Consider the following 17921-nt stretch of genomic DNA (forward strand, 5'->3'; position numbering starts at 1 on the left):
TCTCAGCCCCCCTGCATCGGAGAGAGGAGTTCGACCTTCATCCCGGCACTCAGTTTGAAGGCGTCACGCGCGTCACGCGGCACGAATTGCCCGTCGACGGCGGAGGCGACAGATTGCGCGTCAACCGTCTGTTCCGTGATCAGTCCGGCGAGCGTGTCGGCGGCGGTCTCGATGGGATGGCCGTTCAGATCAATGCGCATGGGCGTTCTCCTGTGTCAGAAGGCTGGCAAGCTCCATCGCCAGAACCGGGGCCATCAGGAACCCGTGGCGATACATGCCGTTGAGATGCAGCGTGTCGCCGATGCGACGGATCGCCGGAATATTGTCGGGGAAAGAGGGGCGCAGACCGGTGCCGGTGGCGATCACCTCGGCCTCTGCAAACGCCGGATGAAGACTATAGGCCGCCGAGAGCAATTCCATCGTGGCGCGTGCCGTGATCGGGCCTGCGCGGTTGCTTTCGACCATGGTCGCCCCGATCATGAAGCGCCCCTCGCCACGCGGGACGATGTAACAGGGAAAGCGCGGATGGAGCAGGCGGACAGGCCGCGAAAGCGAGATTTCGGAGGTATGAACCTCAAGCATCTCGCCCCGCACCCCGCGCAGATCGGGGAGTGCCCCGGTGCAGGCCATGCCCCGACAATCGACCACGCGCCCTTTTGGGGGGCCGTCGCGAAAGATCACCCCCTGCGTTGCGAGGCGATCCTTGAGCGTTGCAAGGGCCGCCTTTGGATCGAGATGCGCCTCACTGTCGAAAAACAACCCACGGGCAAACCGACCTTCGAGATCGGGTTCGAGATCCCCGGGGCTGACCCAGCGATGCGCGCGGGTGGCACGGGCGAAGCGGTCGAGTTCCTGCGCATCGCGGGGCGGTGCGACGACCAGCGTGCCGTACCGCGTGACATCGACATGCGCGGCCCACCAGTCGATGGCGGCCTGTCCGCGTGTGACGATCACCTCGGGCGCGCTTTCGCCTTCGCAGAACGGGGCCAACATGCCCCCCGCCAGGCGGGAGGCCGGGGGCGGGGCGTCCTTGGCGTCGATCACCTCGACCTCATGCCCCGCCTCAATAAGCGTAGTGGCGGCGCAAAGCCCCGCCACGCCGGTTCCATGGACAGAAATCATTCCGCAGGTTCCTGTGCCTGTTCCTCTGCCGGAAGATAAAGTGCGCCGCCTTCGCGGAATTTCTCTGCCATGGCCGCCATGCCGTCTTGTTTTGCGGCTTCGGCGCGGATGTCGTGAGAAATCCGCATGGAACAAAATTTCGGCCCGCACATGGAACAGAAATGCGCCACCTTATGCGCCTCTTTCGGCATGGTCTCATCGTGCATTTCGCGCGCCGTATCCGGGTCAAGGCCGAGGTTGAACTGATCCTCCCAACGGAATTCGAACCGCGCGCGTGACAAAGCATCGTCACGGAGCTGCGCACCGGGATGGCCTTTGGCGAGATCGGCGGCATGGGCGGCGAGTTTATAGGTGATCACCCCGGTTTTCACATCGTCGCGGTCGGGCAGGCCAAGGTGCTCCTTGGGCGTCACGTAGCACAGCATCGCAGTGCCGAACCAGCCGATCATCGCCGCGCCGATGGCGGAGGTGATGTGATCGTACCCCGGCGCGATGTCGGTCGTGAGCGGTCCGAGCGTGTAGAAGGGGGCCTCATGACAATGCTTGAGCTGTTCGTCCATATTCTCCTTGATCTTGTGCATCGGCACGTGACCGGGGCCTTCGATCATCACTTGGCAATCCTTGGCCCAGGCGATTTTGGTCAGCTCACCCAAAGTGCGCAGCTCGGCGAATTGCGCCTCGTCATTGGCGTCGGCGATGGAGCCGGGGCGCAGCCCGTCACCCAGCGAAAACGACACATCATAGCGGCGGCAAATGTCGCAAATCTCGTCGAAATGCTTGTAAAGGAAGCTTTCGCGGTGATGATGCAGGCACCATTTTGCCATGATCGAGCCCCCGCGCGAGACGATGCCGGTGACGCGTTTGGCGGTCATCGGGATCATGTGGAGCCGCACGCCCGCGTGGATGGTGAAGTAATCGACGCCTTGCTCGGCCTGTTCGATCAACGTGTCGCGGAAGACCTCCCAGGTCAGGTCTTCGGCAATGCCGCCGACCTTTTCCAGCGCCTGATAGAGCGGCACGGTCCCAATGGGGACAGGCGCGTTACGGATGATCCAGTCACGAATGTTGTGAATGTTGCGCCCGGTGGAAAGGTCCATCACCGTGTCGCCGCCCCAGCGGATCGCCCAGACCATTTTCTCCACCTCTTCCTCCATCGAAGAGGTGACGGCGGAGTTGCCGATATTGGCGTTGATCTTCACCTTGAAATTGCGGCCGATGATCATCGGTTCCAATTCGCGGTGGTTGATGTTGGCAGGGATGATGGCGCGGCCTTCGGCGATCTCTTGGCGGACAAACTCGGGCGTGACCAGTTCGGGCAGGGTGGCCCCGAAGCCTTCGCCATCCGTCTTCGCGCCCGACAGACGGCCTTCGTTCTCGCGGATCGCGACGAATTCCATCTCCGGCGTGATGATCCCGGCCTTGGCATAGGCAAGCTGGGTCACGGCGCGGTCGCCCACGGCACGCAAGGGCGCGCGTTGATGCGGGAAGGCGGGCGTCAGACGTTCGCCGGTGGCAAAGCCATTGTCGGCCTCGGTCACCGCACGGCCCTCATAAGCTTCGATGTCACCACGCTGATGTTGCCAGCCGCCGCGCACATCGGGCAGGCCCTTGGCAATGTCGATCTCGGCGGCGGGATCTGTGTAGGGGCCGGAGCTGTCATAGACCCGTAGAGGCACCTCCCCCGTGACCGCGATTTCACGCAATGGCACGCGCAGCTCATGCAGATCGCCATGCACATAGATTTTCTGCGAGGCGGGCAAAGCACCGGTGGTGATGGTCGGGATCGTGTCTTTCATTTCGGTCTCCTCAAACGATGAGACCCAAGTGAAACGGGTAGCAGACATGGACCGCCGCCCGATGCGTCCAAACGCAATAGGGCCATGCGGCCCGAAAGGACCGCCCCCATATTTGAGATGCGTGTGATGCCCTTCGGTCTTCCTACGCCAGTGTCAACTGGGTCAGGTTCTAAGGGTCGCGTCACCTCGGGCGGGTTTGCCGCCGTCAATCAGCCTCTCAGTCCCTTGGGCGGGACTCCCCTGACGTGGCTGCATAGTTTGATTTCGGTTGGGACATGTCAACCAGAAATGTGAGGCTGGAGTCGTATGTTTGGAATGAGGAGCGTCAGTTTCGGTATGGTAGCTGCCCTTTGCAAAACTCATTGGAATGTCCGAGTTGCGCTGCGACCGGTCATCCGATGCGTTTTCTGCGACCGTCTTGGAAACCGGAACCAAACAAAGCCACGGTGAGAAGGTCGTCAAAGACATCCGCCGAGGAGAAGATCGGGATCGTTCTGGACGGCCTGAAAGGCGAGGACAGCATAGCTGAGCGGTGTCGGCGTCCTGAACTGCGGGGCGACCGCGCCCTCGCGCAGATACTTTCCGATGGTGTTGCGAGACAGGCCCGAGCGTCAGGAAATTTCGCGAATTGTCCTTCATGTCACATAATGCCCAATGTCGAATGGCACTCGAAAATCACATGCCGATCACGCCATATCTCGTCGACTGAAATCGGCAGGGCAACGTGTTTACGTGGATCAATTCGCAATGAAACTTTGAGGCCTACCGGGCAAGTTCTCATCGAAGACCAACACTTTAGAAACTGATAGGCGGGGTGGTTGCAGACGCGTAGAAGAATGCGTCTTGACAGCTAAAATAATATAAATAACAGTTGTGAAATAAATAACAAACCAAAGACTCGCGCAGGGGAGAGGAGCCTCGGTGAGTGGCGCGCATATCCGGCGCGGGTTTGGAGTTGGTTTCTCTGGAGGAGAGGGGCCTGAAATTGAGCATGCGTGGAGGTATGCTCGCAATGGGAGGAAACTATGAAAAAACTTATGCGCGGCCTTTCGGTCGCAGCCTGTGGCATTGTGTTTGGCACAACTCTGGGCGCAACAAGTGTATCGGCTCAAGACGCCGTTCCTGAGATCAAGGACGAATATCGCTTCGTGATGATCCCGATCCTGGCGCAGGCTTGGTTCGACATCGTGCATGATGCGGCGGCGGATTCGGCGGAACAGTTGAGCGCCCAGCTCGGCACCAAGATCACCATCGATTACCAAGCCCCGGCGCAGGCCGATCTGGTCGAACAAAACACGCTTTTGGAGCGCGCCATCGCGACCAAACCCGACGGCATCGCCATCGACGCCATCGACGTGAACGCCAGCATGCCGATCCTCAACGAAGCCCGTGATCGCGGCATCCCGGTCGTGCTTTTTGTCTCGACCGCGCCGCAGGGCTCGCAATTCACCTATATTTCCAACGACTTCTACGATCAGGGGCGGATTTTGGGCGAGGAGCTTTTGAAGCGTATCGACAACAAGGGCAAAATTGCGATCCTGCACGGGGTGCCGACCAACTCCGCCCATGCGGACCGCTATGACGCGCTCAAGGACCTGTTCGCGCAATACCCGGATGTTGAGATTGTCGACGAGGGCTTCGATTATGACGATGTGCAAAAGGCCCAGACCGAAGCCTCGCGCATGTTGGCGGCCAATGCCGATCTCGACGCCATCGCCGTGGTGGATGCCGCGGGTCCCGTTGGCGTCGGACTGGCGCTGCGCGAAGCGGGGCGTGTCGGCGAGGTGCAATTCGTCGGCATCGACGATGTGCCGCAGCTTCAGGAACTGATGCGTGACGGGGTACTCGATCTCTCGATTGCCACCCGCCCTCGTATGATCGGCGAATGGTCCACCGTGGCGCTGATGCTTCAGAACATGGGCGTGGAAACGCCGTCCTGGATCGACACGGGCATCGGTTACATGACGCCCGACATGGTGGCGAACGGCAATATCGACGGTTTCTGAGATCCGATTGTCGGACATGACACCGACCGGGCGCATCTCTGCGATGCCCCGGTCTCACTCTCAGGCCAATCTCAGGGAGACGCGATATGAGTCTTTTGGAAGCCCGTGGCATCACCAAACGCTTTCCCGGCGTGGTGGCGCTTGATGCGGTGGATTTGCGGTTCGAACGCGGCGAAGTGCATTGCATCGTCGGCGAAAACGGCGCGGGGAAAAGCACGCTGGTCAAGGTGCTGACCGGCATCTACCGACCCGACGAGGGCGATCTGCACTATGATGGTGCGACGCCTCCGGCGATTGGCTATGTGCCGCAGGAACTGAATCTGTTCGACCATATGACCGTGGCGGAAAACATGTTCCTGCCGCTGGAAAATGGCGCGCTGTTCCGGCGCAAGGCGCTTGAGAAGGCGGCACAGCCCTTTCTCAAGGACCTGAAGATGACCTGTGCGCCGGATGACATGGTGCGCGACATTTCGGTGGCTGAAAAGCAGCTTTTGCAAATCGCTCGCGCGCTGGCGAGCCGCCGATCCGATATTCTCATCCTCGATGAACCGACCGCCTCTCTGACCGCGACCGAAATCGAACGGCTCTTTGCGATTGTCGAAGAGTTGCAGGCCCGCGGCACGGCGATTGTCTTCATCACCCATCGGCTCGACGAGGTGATGCGGCTGCATTCCGTGGTCTCCGTGCTGCGCAACGGCTGTGTTGTGGGTAACTCCGATGGCGAGGAGGTCTCCGAGGCCTGGATCGTCTCCAAGATGACCGGCAAGGAGATGGATCTGAGCACGCTCTACCGTCCGCGTACCCCGCGTGGCGACCGTGTGTTCCGCGTCGAGGGGCTGGCTGGCGACGGCTTGGAAGAGGTTTCTTTCGATCTTCACGCGGGTGAAATCCTCGGCTTTGCCGGGCTGGTGGGCGCCGGGCGTTCCGAAGTGCTGCAAACGCTCTTCGGGATGCGCAAACCGACAGCGGGGCAGGCGTGGTTCGACGGTGAGCCATGGGTGTTCAACAAACCGGCGCGGGCGATTTCCAAGGGGGTGATGTATCTCTCCGAGGAACGCAAGGCACATGGGATTTTCCCGCATATGTCGGTGCGTCAGAACGTCGGCGCAGGCTTGCTGCGCGACGTGGCGCGGCTGGGGGTGGTGTCGGACGCGCGTGAGGCGCAGGCCGCCGCCAAGATCATCGGCGACTATCGGGTCAAAACCGCCTCGGCTGACACCAAGATCATGAACCTCAGCGGCGGCAATCAGCAAAAGGTGCTGATCGGGCGCGGCCTCATGGCCAACCCGCGGGTGATGATTTTCGACGAACCGACGCGCGGCATCGACGTCAACGCCAAGGACGAGATCTACCGCCTGATGCAACGGGTGGCTGAGGAGCAACGGATCGCCGTGGTGCTGATCTCCTCGGAAATCGAAGAGCTTTTGAAATGCAGCAACCGGGTTCTGAGCCTCTATGACGGGCGGATCAACGCGGAAATTGCGGCAGAGAATTTGAGCGAGGAACGCTTGCTGTCCTCGATTATCAATACGGGCGGCGCCTTTGATGCGACGACCGCAAACAGGGAGGAAGCCCATGTCTGACGGGCTGGTGAACATGACGCAGAGACGGGGTTTCAATCTGAAAGACGGCGGCCAGATCGTCGGGGTTCTGATCGCTTTTGTGGTGATCTGTGTGGTCGCGTCTCTGGTCGCGCCGCAGTTCCTGACGAGCTACAACATGACGATCATTTCCCGCGATCTTGCCTTTATCGGCATTGTAGCCATCGCGCAGGGCATGTTGCTTTTGCTCGGCGACATCGACGTTTCCATCGGCGCAATCGCGGGGCTGTGCGGCATCGTCTGCACCAAGCTTCTGGTCGATGCGCAGCTCGATCCGGCGCTCGCCATTTCGGCGGGGCTGGCGGTCGGGGCCATTGCGGGTGCCATCAATGGTACGATCATCACCATGTTTAACCTGAACTCTCTGGTGGTGACCATCGGCATGCTCAGTGTCTATTCAGGTCTCAACCTCTGGATCACCAAGGGCCGCACCATCGTTGGCCTGCCGAAAGAGGTGACGGTTCTGGGCGGCGGTACGCTCATGGGTGTGCCGGTGCCGGTCTATATCATGGCGGGCGTGTTTCTCGTGATCCTGTTCCTGACCACGAAAACGGTCTACGGGCGGCGTCTCTATGCCGTGGGCAACAGTCGCGAGGCCGCCAAGATCATCGGCATCCACGAACAACGTGTTCGCATCACCGCCTATGCCGTGGCGGGCGCATTGGCCGGGCTGGCGGGGATGCTGTTGTGCTTTCGCCTTGTGTCGGCGCAGGCCTCGATGGGGCAATCCTGGCTTTTGCCGTCGATTGCCGCGCCGGTCATCGGCGGGATCGCCACCACGGGCGGGATCGGCACGATCTGGGGCGCACTTCTGGGCGCGGCGATCATTGCTGTGATCGGCAATGTGATCGTGCTGGGCGGTGTCGACGTCTACCTGCAACAGGTGGTCACGGGTGCGATCGTGGTGATCGCCGTCGCTCTCGATGCCATCACACGCAAAATGGGCCGGGGGTAATCCCCCGCCCGCAGTTTCATTCCAAAAGAGGAGATAGGAATGTCCGAGGAAACCAAAATCACTCAGATCGGTGTCGTCGTGCGCGATCTCGATGCGACGATGAAAATGTATCACCAGCTTCTGGGCTGGGGGCCGTGGAATGTGTACGAACACACTGCTCCCGTGCTGCATGACACCCATCTGCACGGCAAGCCTGCGACCTATTCGATGCTCTGCGCCGAGGTGATGGTGGGCGACATGTGTTACGAGTTGATCCAGCCGCTTGAGGGCGACTCGATTTACAAGGAATGGCTCGAAGAACATGGTGAGGGCCTGCACCACGTTGCCGTGATGAAACACGGTCAGGATGCGGCCGATCAGTTCAAGAAGGACATGGATGCGGCGGGCGCAAAGATGCTCATGGGCGGGCGCATCGGCGAGACCATCGAGTTCTATTACCTCGACAGCGAACCGCAGCTCAAAGTGATCCTCGAATCCGGCACCGGCCATGCCATCGACCTGAAGCCGATCCGCACATACCCTGAGTGAACGATCCCGGTCCCAAGAAAAAGCCCCCGCATTGCGGGGGCTTTTTTATGTCTCGTTTTGTGGGGCTTTAGGCCGCGATGCGCTGATCGTTTTTACCAAAGACCATGATATGTTCGGGCCGGATGCCAAGCGCGAGGGTCGCGGGGCGTTCCGTGTCGCTGCCTTGCCGGATCACCTCGATCTCACCGTCGCCAAGAGTGGCGAAATAGCTCGTCGAGGTGCCAACGACCTGTTGATTGGTGACATCGAGTGTCAGCCGGTTGGCCTCGGAGGTGCGGTCGAGGAAATGTTCGGGCCGGATGCCGAGTGTGACTGCGCCTTTCGCGGCGGTGGCGCTGGTCAGAACCGTGCCGTCGCTCAGTGTCATCTGATGCCCGTCGGCCTGCGCGGAGACAAAGCTCATTTGCGGCGAGCCGATGAACCCCGCGACAAAGCGGGTTTTCGGCGCGGTATAAAGCTCGGACGGGCTGCCGACCTGTTCGATCCGCCCGTCCTTCATCACCACGATGCGGTCCCCCATGGTCATCGCCTCGACCTGATCGTGGGTCACGTAGATCGAGGTCACGCCGATCCGCTGTTGCAGGGCGCGGATTTCCTTGCGCATCTGGACGCGGAGCTGGGCGTCGAGGTTCGACAGCGGTTCGTCGAACAGGAAGGCGTTGGAATGTTTGACCATGGCGCGCCCCATAGCCACACGTTGACGTTGCCCGCCTGACAAGGCGCGCGGGCGGCGGTCGAGATAGGGGGTGATCGCCAGAATGTCGGCGGCCCATTTCACCCGCTTTTCGATCTCCTCGGCGGAGGTCTTGCGCACCTTGAGGCCGAAGGCGAGATTTTGCGCCACCGTCAGATGCGGGTAGAGCGCATAGTTTTGAAACACCATCGACAGATCGCGCTCCTGCGGCGGCAGGTGGCCGACCGGCGTGCCGTCGAACAGAATGTCGCCGCCCGAGATCGGGTTCAGCCCGGCCACACAGCGCAGCAGGGTCGACTTGCCACAGCCCGAGGGGCCGACAAGTACGATGAATTCGCCATCGTCGATCTCAAGGTTCAGCCCGTGAAGTGCTTTAATCTTGCCGTAGTGCTTTTCGAGGTTCTGGATGTTGATTGAGACCATGGGTTCTCCTCCCAAGAATGGTGGCGTCGCAGGGCGCGCGCTATTTGATGCTGCCTTGTGTCAGGCCGCCGACGAGATGTTTCTGAAACAGGAATGCGATGAGGTAGATCGGCACCATGCCGGTGAAGGAGGCCGCCGCCATCTGTCCGAAATTCACCAGCCGCTCGCCCTGAAAGAGCGACATGCCGACCGTGATCGTGCGGCTCGCGTCGCTGAACGTCAGGGCCGAGGCAAAGAGAAACTCGTTGTAGGACAGGATGATACAGATCAGCGCCGTGGCCAGAATGCCGGGAAAAATCAGCGGCAGGATCACCGCGAAGAGCGTGTGCCAATAGCCTGCGCCGTCGATCCAGGCGGCTTCGTCGATCTCTGCCGGGATGTCGCTGACAAAACTTTTGAGCAACCAAAAAGCGACGGGCAGGTTCATCAGCCCGTGAACCAGCGCAAGGCCCGGAATGCTGTCCATCAGCTGTGCGGTTTGCAACAGGTAGAACAGCGGGATCAGCGCGATGATCGGGGGCGCGGCATAAGAGGCCAGCGTGATGTTGGGGACAGTCCTGCGAAAGGCGCCGAGTTTGATCGTGGCATAGGTCGCAGGCACCGCGATCACCAGCGTGATCACCCCGCTCAAAAGCGCCACGGCGACCGAGTTCCAAATCATGCGCAGCACCGGGACATGCGCGAAAGCATTGGGGTAATTCTTGAGCGTCGCGGCCTCTGGCAGGAGCCGACCTTGCAACACATCGTCGGGCGTTTTGAACGAGGTCGAGAACAGGTAGACGATGGGCAGCGCGAAAAAGATCAGCATCGCGGCCAGAAAACCGAACCGGATCAGGCGGTCCGTGCGGCTGTCCTGAACAGAGGCGGTCATCGACGTTTCTCCAGATGATTGTGCAGCAAAACGATGGGCAGGGTGACGACAGAGACGGTGATCGCGAACATCAGCGTCTGGGCCGCGGCGAGGCCGACATCGAATTCCCGCAGGGCGGTTTTCCAGATCTCGAACGTGGCGATGTTGGTGGCATTGCCGGGGCCGCCGAAGGTGAGCGTATAGACCAGATCGAAGGTCTTGAGCGCCATGATCACCCGCAACAGGTAGACGGAAAGCAGCGCAGGCGCGATCATCGGCAGGGTGACGGTCCAGAAAATCCGTTTCGGATAGGCGCCATCGAGGGCGGCGGCCTCTTCGACGTCATGCGGCACGCCTTGCAGGATCGCAAAGCACAGGATCACGATCAGCGGCGTCCATTGCCATGTGTCCGCCAGCATGATCGCCGGAAAGGCGAGGGCATGGTTGCCGAAAAACGAAATCGGATCGTCGATCAGCCCGGTACGGAGCAAGATACCGTTGAGCCAGCCGCCAGACGGGTTGAGGATGAGTTTCCAGGCGATCCCGACCATCACCGGCGGTGTCATCAGTGGCAAAAGCACGATGGTCCGAAGCCACCGCCCGCCACGCACGATCTTGCTCAGGATCACCGCAAGGTAGAGCCCGAGCGCCAGTTGCACCAAGGATACGATCAGCGCGAACAGGATGGCATGGCCCACGGAGCCCGAAAAATTCGTGCCGCTGAGCGCCCAGTCGAAATTCTCGAACCCGACGAAGCCCTGAAACTGTTGACCGAGATCGGAGCGGGAAAAGGCCAGAAGCACGAGGTACACCAAAGGGTAGCCTGCGAAAATCGCAAGCCCGACCATCAAGGGCAGGGTCATGCTCCATTCCGCATGTTTGCGCTGGCTTACGCCGCGATCTGATCCGAAAGAAGCTGCCGGTGGCGTCGCCATCGTGGGGCCTCCTCTGTGTTGTCATTCATGAAATTACACCCCTTGGGCGCGGCATCCGGGATGCGCGTCCAAGGGGCAGGTCCTGTGCGCCGGTGCTCAACGCAGCAGACGTTCCCAGCTTTTCTGTGCCAGCTCCATCGCCTCTTCGGGCGTGCTTTCGCCAGAGATCATGATGGCGAGCTGTTCGGACAGGCTTTCGAGCATGCGCGGCGCTTGCGGTCCGGTGGGCCAGGCCATCGCCCCATTAAGCGAGGCGCTCGCCGCTCGCTGGCTGCGGGCGTTGAAGGCCTCGTACTCCGGGCTGGTCAGAGCGGAGATGCGGGTCGGATCGATGCCGGAGCCGGTGGTGGTCAGCAACTCGAGATGCATCTTCGCCGAGGAGGCCAGTTTGATGAACTCCCAGGCGAGATCTTTCTTGCTGCCATAGGCCGCGATACCAAGCGCCCAGCCCGCGTTAAGCGGCGCGCGGCTGTCGGTCTGGCTGCCGCCGACCGGCAATTGTACCACGTCCCATTTGCCCGCGATCTTGGAGTTTTCGCTGTCTTCGGAATAGGCACCCAGATCGATCCAGCCTTCGGTCATCGCGGCGCGTCCGCCGACAAAGGCGGTCAGGGCCTGATCGAATCCGGTTTCCGCCGGTGTCGGCAGCGCCGAGGGCACCGTGGCGACAAGGTTCTGGGCCGCCATGAGCGCGGCGTCGCTGTCGAGCGCCGGACGCCCGTCGGCATCGAGGAACTCGCCGCCATAGTTGGCGAGACGGTTGGCAAAGACGGAAATGTTTTGAAGCGGGGCGCGAATGCCCATCAAGGCCATGCCATAGATGCCATTGGCGCTTTCGGCCTTGGTGATGGCCTCGGACGTGGCGATGACCTCATCCCATGTTTTCGGGGCCGTCAGACCGTTTCGCTCGAAAATCTCGGTGTTGTAGAACAGCGCATGAGTGTCGCCATCGAAGGGCAGGGCATAGCGACGCCCATTGTACAGGCTGTAGGGATCGTAGACGGTCGCGATGAAATCTTCCGGCATGATTTCGGCCGCGTTGGCCTCGATTCGGTCGGTGATGTCCTCAAGAACACCGGTTTCGACCAGCGAGCCTTTCGAGATGTACCAATAATCGAAGGCGTCGAATCGTTTCGCGCCGGATTGCAGGTCGAGGGTGAGTTGCTGCTGAATCTGGTCGAGCGGTACGGGGACGATTTCCACCTTCACGCCGGTTTCGGCCTCGAAAGCTGCGGCGACGATTCGGGCGCCGCCCACCTGAGGTTGGGACATCAGCACGGTGATGGTCTCGCCCGCTTGCGCATAGGCACGCGCCGATAGCACGCCACTGCCCAAAGCGGCGCCGACGGCCACGCCCATGCTGCTTCCCAAAAGCTGACGACGCGTCATCGCCGATCCCTTGGTGTCGTGTGTGCTTCGAGTCTCTGTCTGAGTTTTGCTGTTCATATTTTCCTCCCTTTGGGCTGGGTCCTGTTTCCTCCCGAACCGGCAGCCGCATAAATGACCTTGACATGAAATTAATATCAGTCAAGTTATTTATAACATGTGAGAGACATGGAATGGGAGGACGACATGGAGAAACTCAAGATTGCCGCCATCGGCGATCAATTCATCACCTCGGCGGTTTTTGAGGCTGCGGTGCGCGATGCGATTGGCGAGGGATGCGAGGTGGTCACGCGTGATTTGCAATGGCCCGAGGTGCCGTTCTTTGCGCATGACGGGCCGGCGGGGACGGAAATCAAGGAATACAGCGGCAACCCCAAGGATCTCGAAGCCATGCTGGCGGATGCGGAGGTTCTGGTGACGCATCTGGCGCCTGTGACCGCAGAGCTTTTGGAAAAAGCGCCGCGCCTCAAATTCATCGGCGTCTCGCGGGGTGGGCCGACCAATATCAACATGGAGGCGGCCCGCGCCCGCAATGTGACCGTGTGCAATGTTCCCGGTCGAAATGCTTCCGCCGTGGCGGAGTTTACCGTCGGGGCGATCCTCGCCAATGTGCGCCGCATCACCGTGGGCCATGCCGGGCTGTCTCAAGGCATCTGGCGCGGCGATCTCTACCGTTACGACCGCACCGGCGACGAGTTGTCGGATCTGACCGTCGGACTTTTGGGGTACAGCCATATCGGACAGCGGGTGGTGCGTCTGCTCAAACCCTTCGGCTGCCGGATCTTGATCTGCGATCCCTACGCGAAACTGACCGTGCAGGATGCCATTGACGGCGTCGAGCAGGTCGAAATTGACGATCTGATTGCGCAATCCGATATTCTGAGCCTGCATGCGCGGGTGACGCCAGAGACGACGGGTATCATCTCGGCGGAGCGGATCGCGAAGATGAAAAAAGGCGCGGTTCTGGTGAACTCGGCGCGGGGCGAATTGGTCGATCAACCGGCGCTTTGCGAGGCTTTGGTCAGCGGACATCTCGGCGGCGCAGCGCTTGATACCTTCGAGGTGGAGCCGCCTAAAAACGACGATGAATTGTTGCGATTGCCCAATGTCACTCTGACCCCTCATATTGCCGGTGCATCGCGCCGCGTGGCGACATTCGCCGCCGAACAGATCGCAGAAGATCTGGCGCGCTTTCTGAAAGGGGAAAAACTCAAAAACCCTTGTAACTGAGGCAGAATGCGAGGCGGTGCGGGGAGGCATCGTCAGGGAGGACATGATGAAGACAGCCTATGTGATGGCGGTCGATGCCGGCACAGGCAGCGGGCGCGCGATTATTTACAATACGCGAGGTGAGATTGTCGGAAGTGCTCAGGAAGAATGGGTGCATCCGGCGGTGGAGGGTGTCCCCGGTGGTCTGGATTTCACAACCGGGCCAAATGGCGAACTGATTGACCGGGTGATTGCCCGATCCATCGTCGCCGCTGAAATCTCCGCCGGGGAGATCGCCGCTGTGTCGACGACCTCGATGCGTGAAGGGATCGTGCTTTACGACGATGCGGGCGAGGTGCTTTGGGCCTGTCCGAATGTCGACGGGCGCGCGCAGGTTCAGGCCGAGGCGCTGACCGAGGCGGGCATTTCGGATGAGATTTACCGGCGCGGTGGCGATTGGGTGTCGATCACGGCGCCTGCGCGGTTGCATTGGCTGCGTGACAATCGACCTGATGTGTTCGCGCGTGTGCATCGCCTCGGGATGATTTCCGACTGGATGGCGACTCGGCTGACCGGCGCCTATGTGACTGAACCCACGGCGGGCTCGTCGAGTGCGCTTTTCGATCTCTCTCAGCGCGGCTGGTCCGAAGAATTGCTCGAATTGATCGGGCTGTCGTCAGAGATCGTGCCGTCGGTGGTCGAGGCCGGGACCAAAATTGGTGAAGTCACCGTAGAGGCCGCCGCGCGCTGCGGTTTGGCCCCCGGTACGCCGGTGGTCGCGGGCGGCGGCGACACGCAGCTTGCGCTTCTGGGGCTGGGCCGTCGGGCCGGTCAGGCGACTTTGGTGGGCGGAAGCTTTTGGCAGATGACGATCCTGTCGGATCAGCCGCTGGTCGATCCGGCGTTCGGGCCGCGCACGCTGTGCCACGCGCGCCCGGAAGAATGGATGGTCGAAGGGATCGGATTTCTGAGCGGCTTTGCGCTGCGTTGGGTTCGGGACGCGTTTTTTGAGCCTTTGTTAAAGCTTTCTGGTGGCGAGGTTGACGCCTTCGATCTGATCGAAAAGCTGGCGCAAGTCACGCCTGCGGGCTCTGCTGGGGCGATTGCCGCCACGGCCTGTCCGATGCAGTCGGATGCGTGGAAACAGCCGCCGCTGAGTTTTCTGGGCCTCGATCTGAACGCGCCGGGACTGGCGCTTGGACAGGTGGCGCGCTCTGTCATGGAAGCCGGAGCTTTCCTTGCCAATCGCCACCTTGAGACGCTCGAAGCCCTGTCGGGGCAGCGCTACGACACGCTGCAATTCACCGGAGGATCGAGCCAGGGCAGGCTTTGGCCGCAGATCATTGCGGATGTGACGGGCCGTGAGATCGAGATCCCGGTGGTCAAGGAAACCACCGCGCTGGGCTGTGCCATGTTGGCGGCCGTGGGTGCAGGGGTGTTCGCGACGATGGATGAGGCGGTTGCGGCTATGGCCAGCCCGATCGAACGCCGCGTGGTGCCCGATCCTGACAACATGGCGCTCTATGCGCCGCTGAAAGCGCGTTGGTCCGAGGTGACCGACGGCGTGCGCGATCTCGGTGCGGATGCCGGGCTGGAGCCGATCTGGCGTCCGGCGGGGGCGCGTGTGAAACTGTGACTATGGAAAAGGACATGTGATTATGAAGTCTCTTTGGGACGATGCGGAAGCGGAGCGTTTGCGCAAGGCGGCGGGGGATGATCCGGCGGAACAGGATCTTGCAATGCGGGTCTACACCTCGCAACTGATCGGGCAGGAGCCGGATCTGGTGCTGCATGGCGGGGGCAACACCTCGGTCAAGACCCGGCGGCGCGACGAAAACGGAGCCGAGCGCGATGTCATTCATGTGAAGGGCTCCGGCTGGGATCTGGCGACCATCGAGGGGCCGGGCCTGCCCGCGATGTGGCTCGATCCGCTTTTGGAAGCACGCAAGACGGCGACGATGTCAGACGAAGAAATGGTCGCCTTTCTGCGCCGCGAGATGTTGGACCAAAGCGGGCCGAATCCGTCGGTGGAGGCGCTGTTGCACGCGTTCCTGCCCGCGAAATTTGTCGATCACACCCATTCCTGTGCGGCGCTGGCGATTGCCAACCAGCCCAACGCTGCGGAGATCGCCCGCGAGATTTTTGGCGATGAACTGAGCATCGTGCCCTATGTCATGCCGGGCTTCAAACTCTCGCACGCGGCAGACCGCATCCATGCGGAACAGGGCGCGGGCACGTCCGGGCAGTTTCTGGTGAATCACGGCCTGTTCTCCTTTGGCGACGATGCGCGCACCTCATATGAGCGCATCCTGCGCTACACGACGATGTGCGAAGACTATCTCGCCACGAAAGGGGCAGCTTTGATGCCCGAGGAAGTCGGCACCAAGGCGCTGGACCCTGAGGCTCATACCGCGGTTGCGGCACTGCGCATCGCTTTGAGGGAATGGGGGCTTTTCGCGGAAAATCTGGCGCTAGACTTGCGCCTCAGCGAGGCAAATGACTGCTTTCTGGCCTTGGAAGGACTGGCGGAGATCACCGGGCGGGGCACCGCGACACCGGATCACGTCATCCGCATCAAACCCCGTCCGGTCATCGGCGAGGCGACATTCGGCGTCGAAGACTGGCGCGAAGCGATCAAAGATTTCGCCGCGTGGTACGAGGCCTATTTCAACCGCAACGCGGCCCATGCGGACGAACCGAAAACCATGCTCGATCCGCTGCCGCGCGTGGCGCTGATCCGGGGGCTCGGCATTGTCGGCATCGGGCGGACGGCAAAAGAGGCCGGTGTGGCTGCCGATCTGGCCGAACAGACCGCGCGGATCGTTCTGGCCGCTGAAGGGATCGGGCGCTTTACGCCTCTCAATGAGCGCGATCTGTTCGATATGGAATACTGGTCGCTGGAACAGGCCAAGCTCAAACCCAAAGCGTAAAAGTGGCCGTTACTCGGCGTCCAGAATGCGCTGGGCCACGCTAAACGATGAAATGAAGCCATTGAGCAGGCCCGAGCGCAGCGCCGCGCGGGCCGCTTGCCATTTCTCGATCCCGGCGCAGACGGCGACAATTTCGCGATCATGCATCAGGTCGCGCTCCATCCCCAACATGCGTTTTGCGATGCCGCTGTCGATAAAGGCACCGGTGTCGTCGATCAGGTTGCCCGCGAGGTCGGCGGCCACGCCTTGGCGGATCATTTCGCCCTGTTCGGCGTCGGTGATCAGGCCGAAAGAGCGGAAAAACGAGCCGGGGCCGACATGGCCGACGCCGATCATAATCATGGAGGCGTCGCGCAAGCGATCAAAGGATTCCCGGATACTGCGCTGTCGCAGGAACAGGTTGCGGTCAGCTTCGCTGTCGACGATCAAGGGCGCAGTAAAAGCGTATCCCTTGCCTTCGGTCTTGTTGATCAGGGCGTGAATGACCTCGAAGGGGTTGGCGTCACTCAGGGCCGCGAAATCTCCGGTGACGGAAATGAACTCCGCTTTCTTGCGTTTGATCGCAGGCATGGCTTTGACAATCGCGGACATGGTGCGCCCCGATCCGATGCCGAGGATCATCTGATCCGTGTTTTCCAACCGGCCATGCAGGAACCGCGCCCCGGCGCTGGCGACGGCGGACATCGAAATATCCATGGTCTGGAGCTCGTTCACATCCGGTACGATGGTGCAGCTCGACAGGCCGTAATGCTCGATCAGGCGGCTTTCGAGGTCCATGCAATTCGTCGGGACATTGTTCACGAAAATCTTGACCAGCCCCTGTTCATGGGCGGCTTGCACGAAGCGATGGACTTTCATCTTGCTCAAACCGCGACGCGTGGCGATTTGCGCCTGTGTCAGGCCGCCAATGTAATGCATCCATGCGATTTCGCGTATCTGGTCTTGCGTGTCAGAGTTCGATCCCATGCGCTTTATGTCTTTATTCCGAAATATGCTGTCAGGTGCCGGGTATGATAGTCATGTGACGGTACGCCGCAATAGCTGTCTATGATGTGCAACTTGTCTAACGTCAGCACCAATCCGGACAGTTTCGGGTGATTTGATAAGAGAGGATCGCACGGTTCGATACTTTGGGACGAGCTGGAGGATGCGCTCGCGATCTCGGAAGTCGTCGAGGTCCGATCGGCCGGACTGCAAAGGTCCGAAATGCGTTCATCGCGCCTGTTTACCGCGCCGCCCATTGCAGGCCAAGCGCATAGGCCCCGGCAGCACTCACCAGCGCCCCCACCAGAACCGTCAGCGCAAGGATCGTCCAGCTGATCCAATCCACGCCCAGAATGAAGAAGTTGTCATTCCAGATGCCCCAAACCGGAATGGAGGGACGCCACAGGTGAACTTCGGAAAAGGCCGCGCCGACCAGCAGGCCGTTGATCATCGTCGCAACGCCTGCGCCTTTGCCGCGCCACAAAAGCGCCAATGCGATCAG

16 protein-coding genes are annotated in these 17921 nt (G+C 60.8%); 7 read left to right on the top strand and 9 right to left on the bottom strand.

Annotated elements, in window-relative coordinates; all coding sequences use genetic code 11:
- Positions 1–2 precede the first annotated feature (2 nt).
- From thiS to thiC, 3 genes are read right to left on the bottom strand one after another with little or no spacing between them, the layout of a single operon-like run.
- Entirely contained in the window at positions 3–200 is a 198-nt protein-coding gene (gene thiS, locus V1471_RS18725) for a sulfur carrier protein ThiS (protein ID WP_434290810.1), read from the bottom strand.
- The gene (locus V1471_RS18730) at positions 190–1122 is read right to left on the bottom strand and encodes an FAD-dependent oxidoreductase (RefSeq protein WP_434290812.1); all 933 of its coding nucleotides are present in this window, start codon (positions 1120–1122) and stop codon (positions 190–192) included. The genes thiS and V1471_RS18730 overlap by 11 nt, the downstream gene beginning before the upstream one ends.
- On the bottom strand, positions 1119–2918 hold the full coding sequence (gene thiC / locus V1471_RS18735) for a phosphomethylpyrimidine synthase ThiC (protein WP_434290813.1): 1800 nt from the start codon (positions 2916–2918) through the stop codon (positions 1119–1121). Before thiC ends, V1471_RS18730 begins: the two co-directional genes overlap by 4 nt.
- Before the next feature lie 1025 nt (positions 2919–3943).
- On the opposite strand from thiC, the gene V1471_RS18740 reads away from it, so the two are divergent.
- From V1471_RS18740 to V1471_RS18755, 4 genes are all read left to right on the top strand, one after another.
- Complete coding sequence (locus V1471_RS18740; RefSeq protein WP_434290815.1) at positions 3944–4924, top strand: substrate-binding domain-containing protein; 981 nt, start codon at positions 3944–3946, stop codon at positions 4922–4924.
- A gap of 86 nt (positions 4925–5010) precedes the next feature.
- Positions 5011–6507: a sugar ABC transporter ATP-binding protein gene (locus V1471_RS18745; protein ID WP_434290817.1), complete on the top strand. Its 1497-nt coding sequence runs from the start codon at positions 5011–5013 to the stop codon at positions 6505–6507.
- The gene (locus V1471_RS18750) at positions 6500–7480 is read left to right on the top strand and encodes an ABC transporter permease (RefSeq protein ID WP_066710058.1); all 981 of its coding nucleotides are present in this window, start codon (positions 6500–6502) and stop codon (positions 7478–7480) included. The genes V1471_RS18745 and V1471_RS18750 overlap by 8 nt, the downstream gene beginning before the upstream one ends.
- A 39-nt stretch (positions 7481–7519) precedes the next feature.
- Positions 7520–8008, top strand: coding sequence for a VOC family protein (locus V1471_RS18755; protein ID WP_066604082.1), 489 nt, complete (start codon positions 7520–7522; stop codon positions 8006–8008).
- A gap of 67 nt (positions 8009–8075) precedes the next feature.
- On the opposite strand, the gene V1471_RS18760 is transcribed toward V1471_RS18755, so the two are convergent.
- From V1471_RS18760 to V1471_RS18775, 4 genes are all read right to left on the bottom strand, one after another.
- Entirely contained in the window at positions 8076–9125 is a 1050-nt protein-coding gene (locus V1471_RS18760) for an ABC transporter ATP-binding protein (protein ID WP_434290819.1), read from the bottom strand.
- Between the two features lie 40 nt (positions 9126–9165).
- Entirely contained in the window at positions 9166–9996 is an 831-nt protein-coding gene (locus tag V1471_RS18765) for a carbohydrate ABC transporter permease (RefSeq protein ID WP_434290820.1), read from the bottom strand.
- On the bottom strand, positions 9993–10910 hold the full coding sequence (locus V1471_RS18770) for a carbohydrate ABC transporter permease (protein ID WP_434290822.1): 918 nt from the start codon (positions 10908–10910) through the stop codon (positions 9993–9995). Before V1471_RS18770 ends, V1471_RS18765 begins: the two co-directional genes overlap by 4 nt.
- A gap of 96 nt (positions 10911–11006) precedes the next feature.
- Positions 11007–12299 (bottom strand): ABC transporter substrate-binding protein, encoded by a 1293-nt coding sequence (locus V1471_RS18775; protein ID WP_434290824.1) that lies wholly within the window; start codon positions 12297–12299, stop codon positions 11007–11009.
- Positions 12300–12482: 183 nt separating this feature from the next.
- On the opposite strand from V1471_RS18775, the gene V1471_RS18780 reads away from it, so the two are divergent.
- From V1471_RS18780 to V1471_RS18790, 3 genes are read left to right on the top strand one after another with little or no spacing between them, the layout of a single operon-like run.
- Positions 12483–13526, top strand: coding sequence for a 2-hydroxyacid dehydrogenase (locus V1471_RS18780; protein WP_434290826.1), 1044 nt, complete (start codon positions 12483–12485; stop codon positions 13524–13526).
- 46 nt (positions 13527–13572) lie between these two features.
- Positions 13573–15141, top strand: coding sequence for an FGGY family carbohydrate kinase (locus tag V1471_RS18785; RefSeq protein ID WP_434290828.1), 1569 nt, complete (start codon positions 13573–13575; stop codon positions 15139–15141).
- Positions 15142–15163: 22 nt separating this feature from the next.
- Positions 15164–16435 (top strand): class II aldolase/adducin family protein, encoded by a 1272-nt coding sequence (locus V1471_RS18790; protein ID WP_434290829.1) that lies wholly within the window; start codon positions 15164–15166, stop codon positions 16433–16435.
- A 9-nt stretch (positions 16436–16444) separates the two neighbouring features.
- Here V1471_RS18790 and V1471_RS18795 read toward each other — a convergent pair whose 3' ends face one another.
- Entirely contained in the window at positions 16445–17401 is a 957-nt protein-coding gene (locus tag V1471_RS18795) for a sugar-binding transcriptional regulator (RefSeq protein ID WP_434290831.1), read from the bottom strand.
- Between the two features lie 259 nt (positions 17402–17660).
- The coding region (locus V1471_RS18800; RefSeq protein ID WP_434290833.1) for a hypothetical protein at positions 17661–17921 on the bottom strand (261 nt) is incomplete at its 5' end.

It is taken from the genome of Celeribacter sp. SCSIO 80788, from assembly GCF_051054295.1.
Lineage (GTDB): Bacteria > Pseudomonadota > Alphaproteobacteria > Rhodobacterales > Rhodobacteraceae > Celeribacter.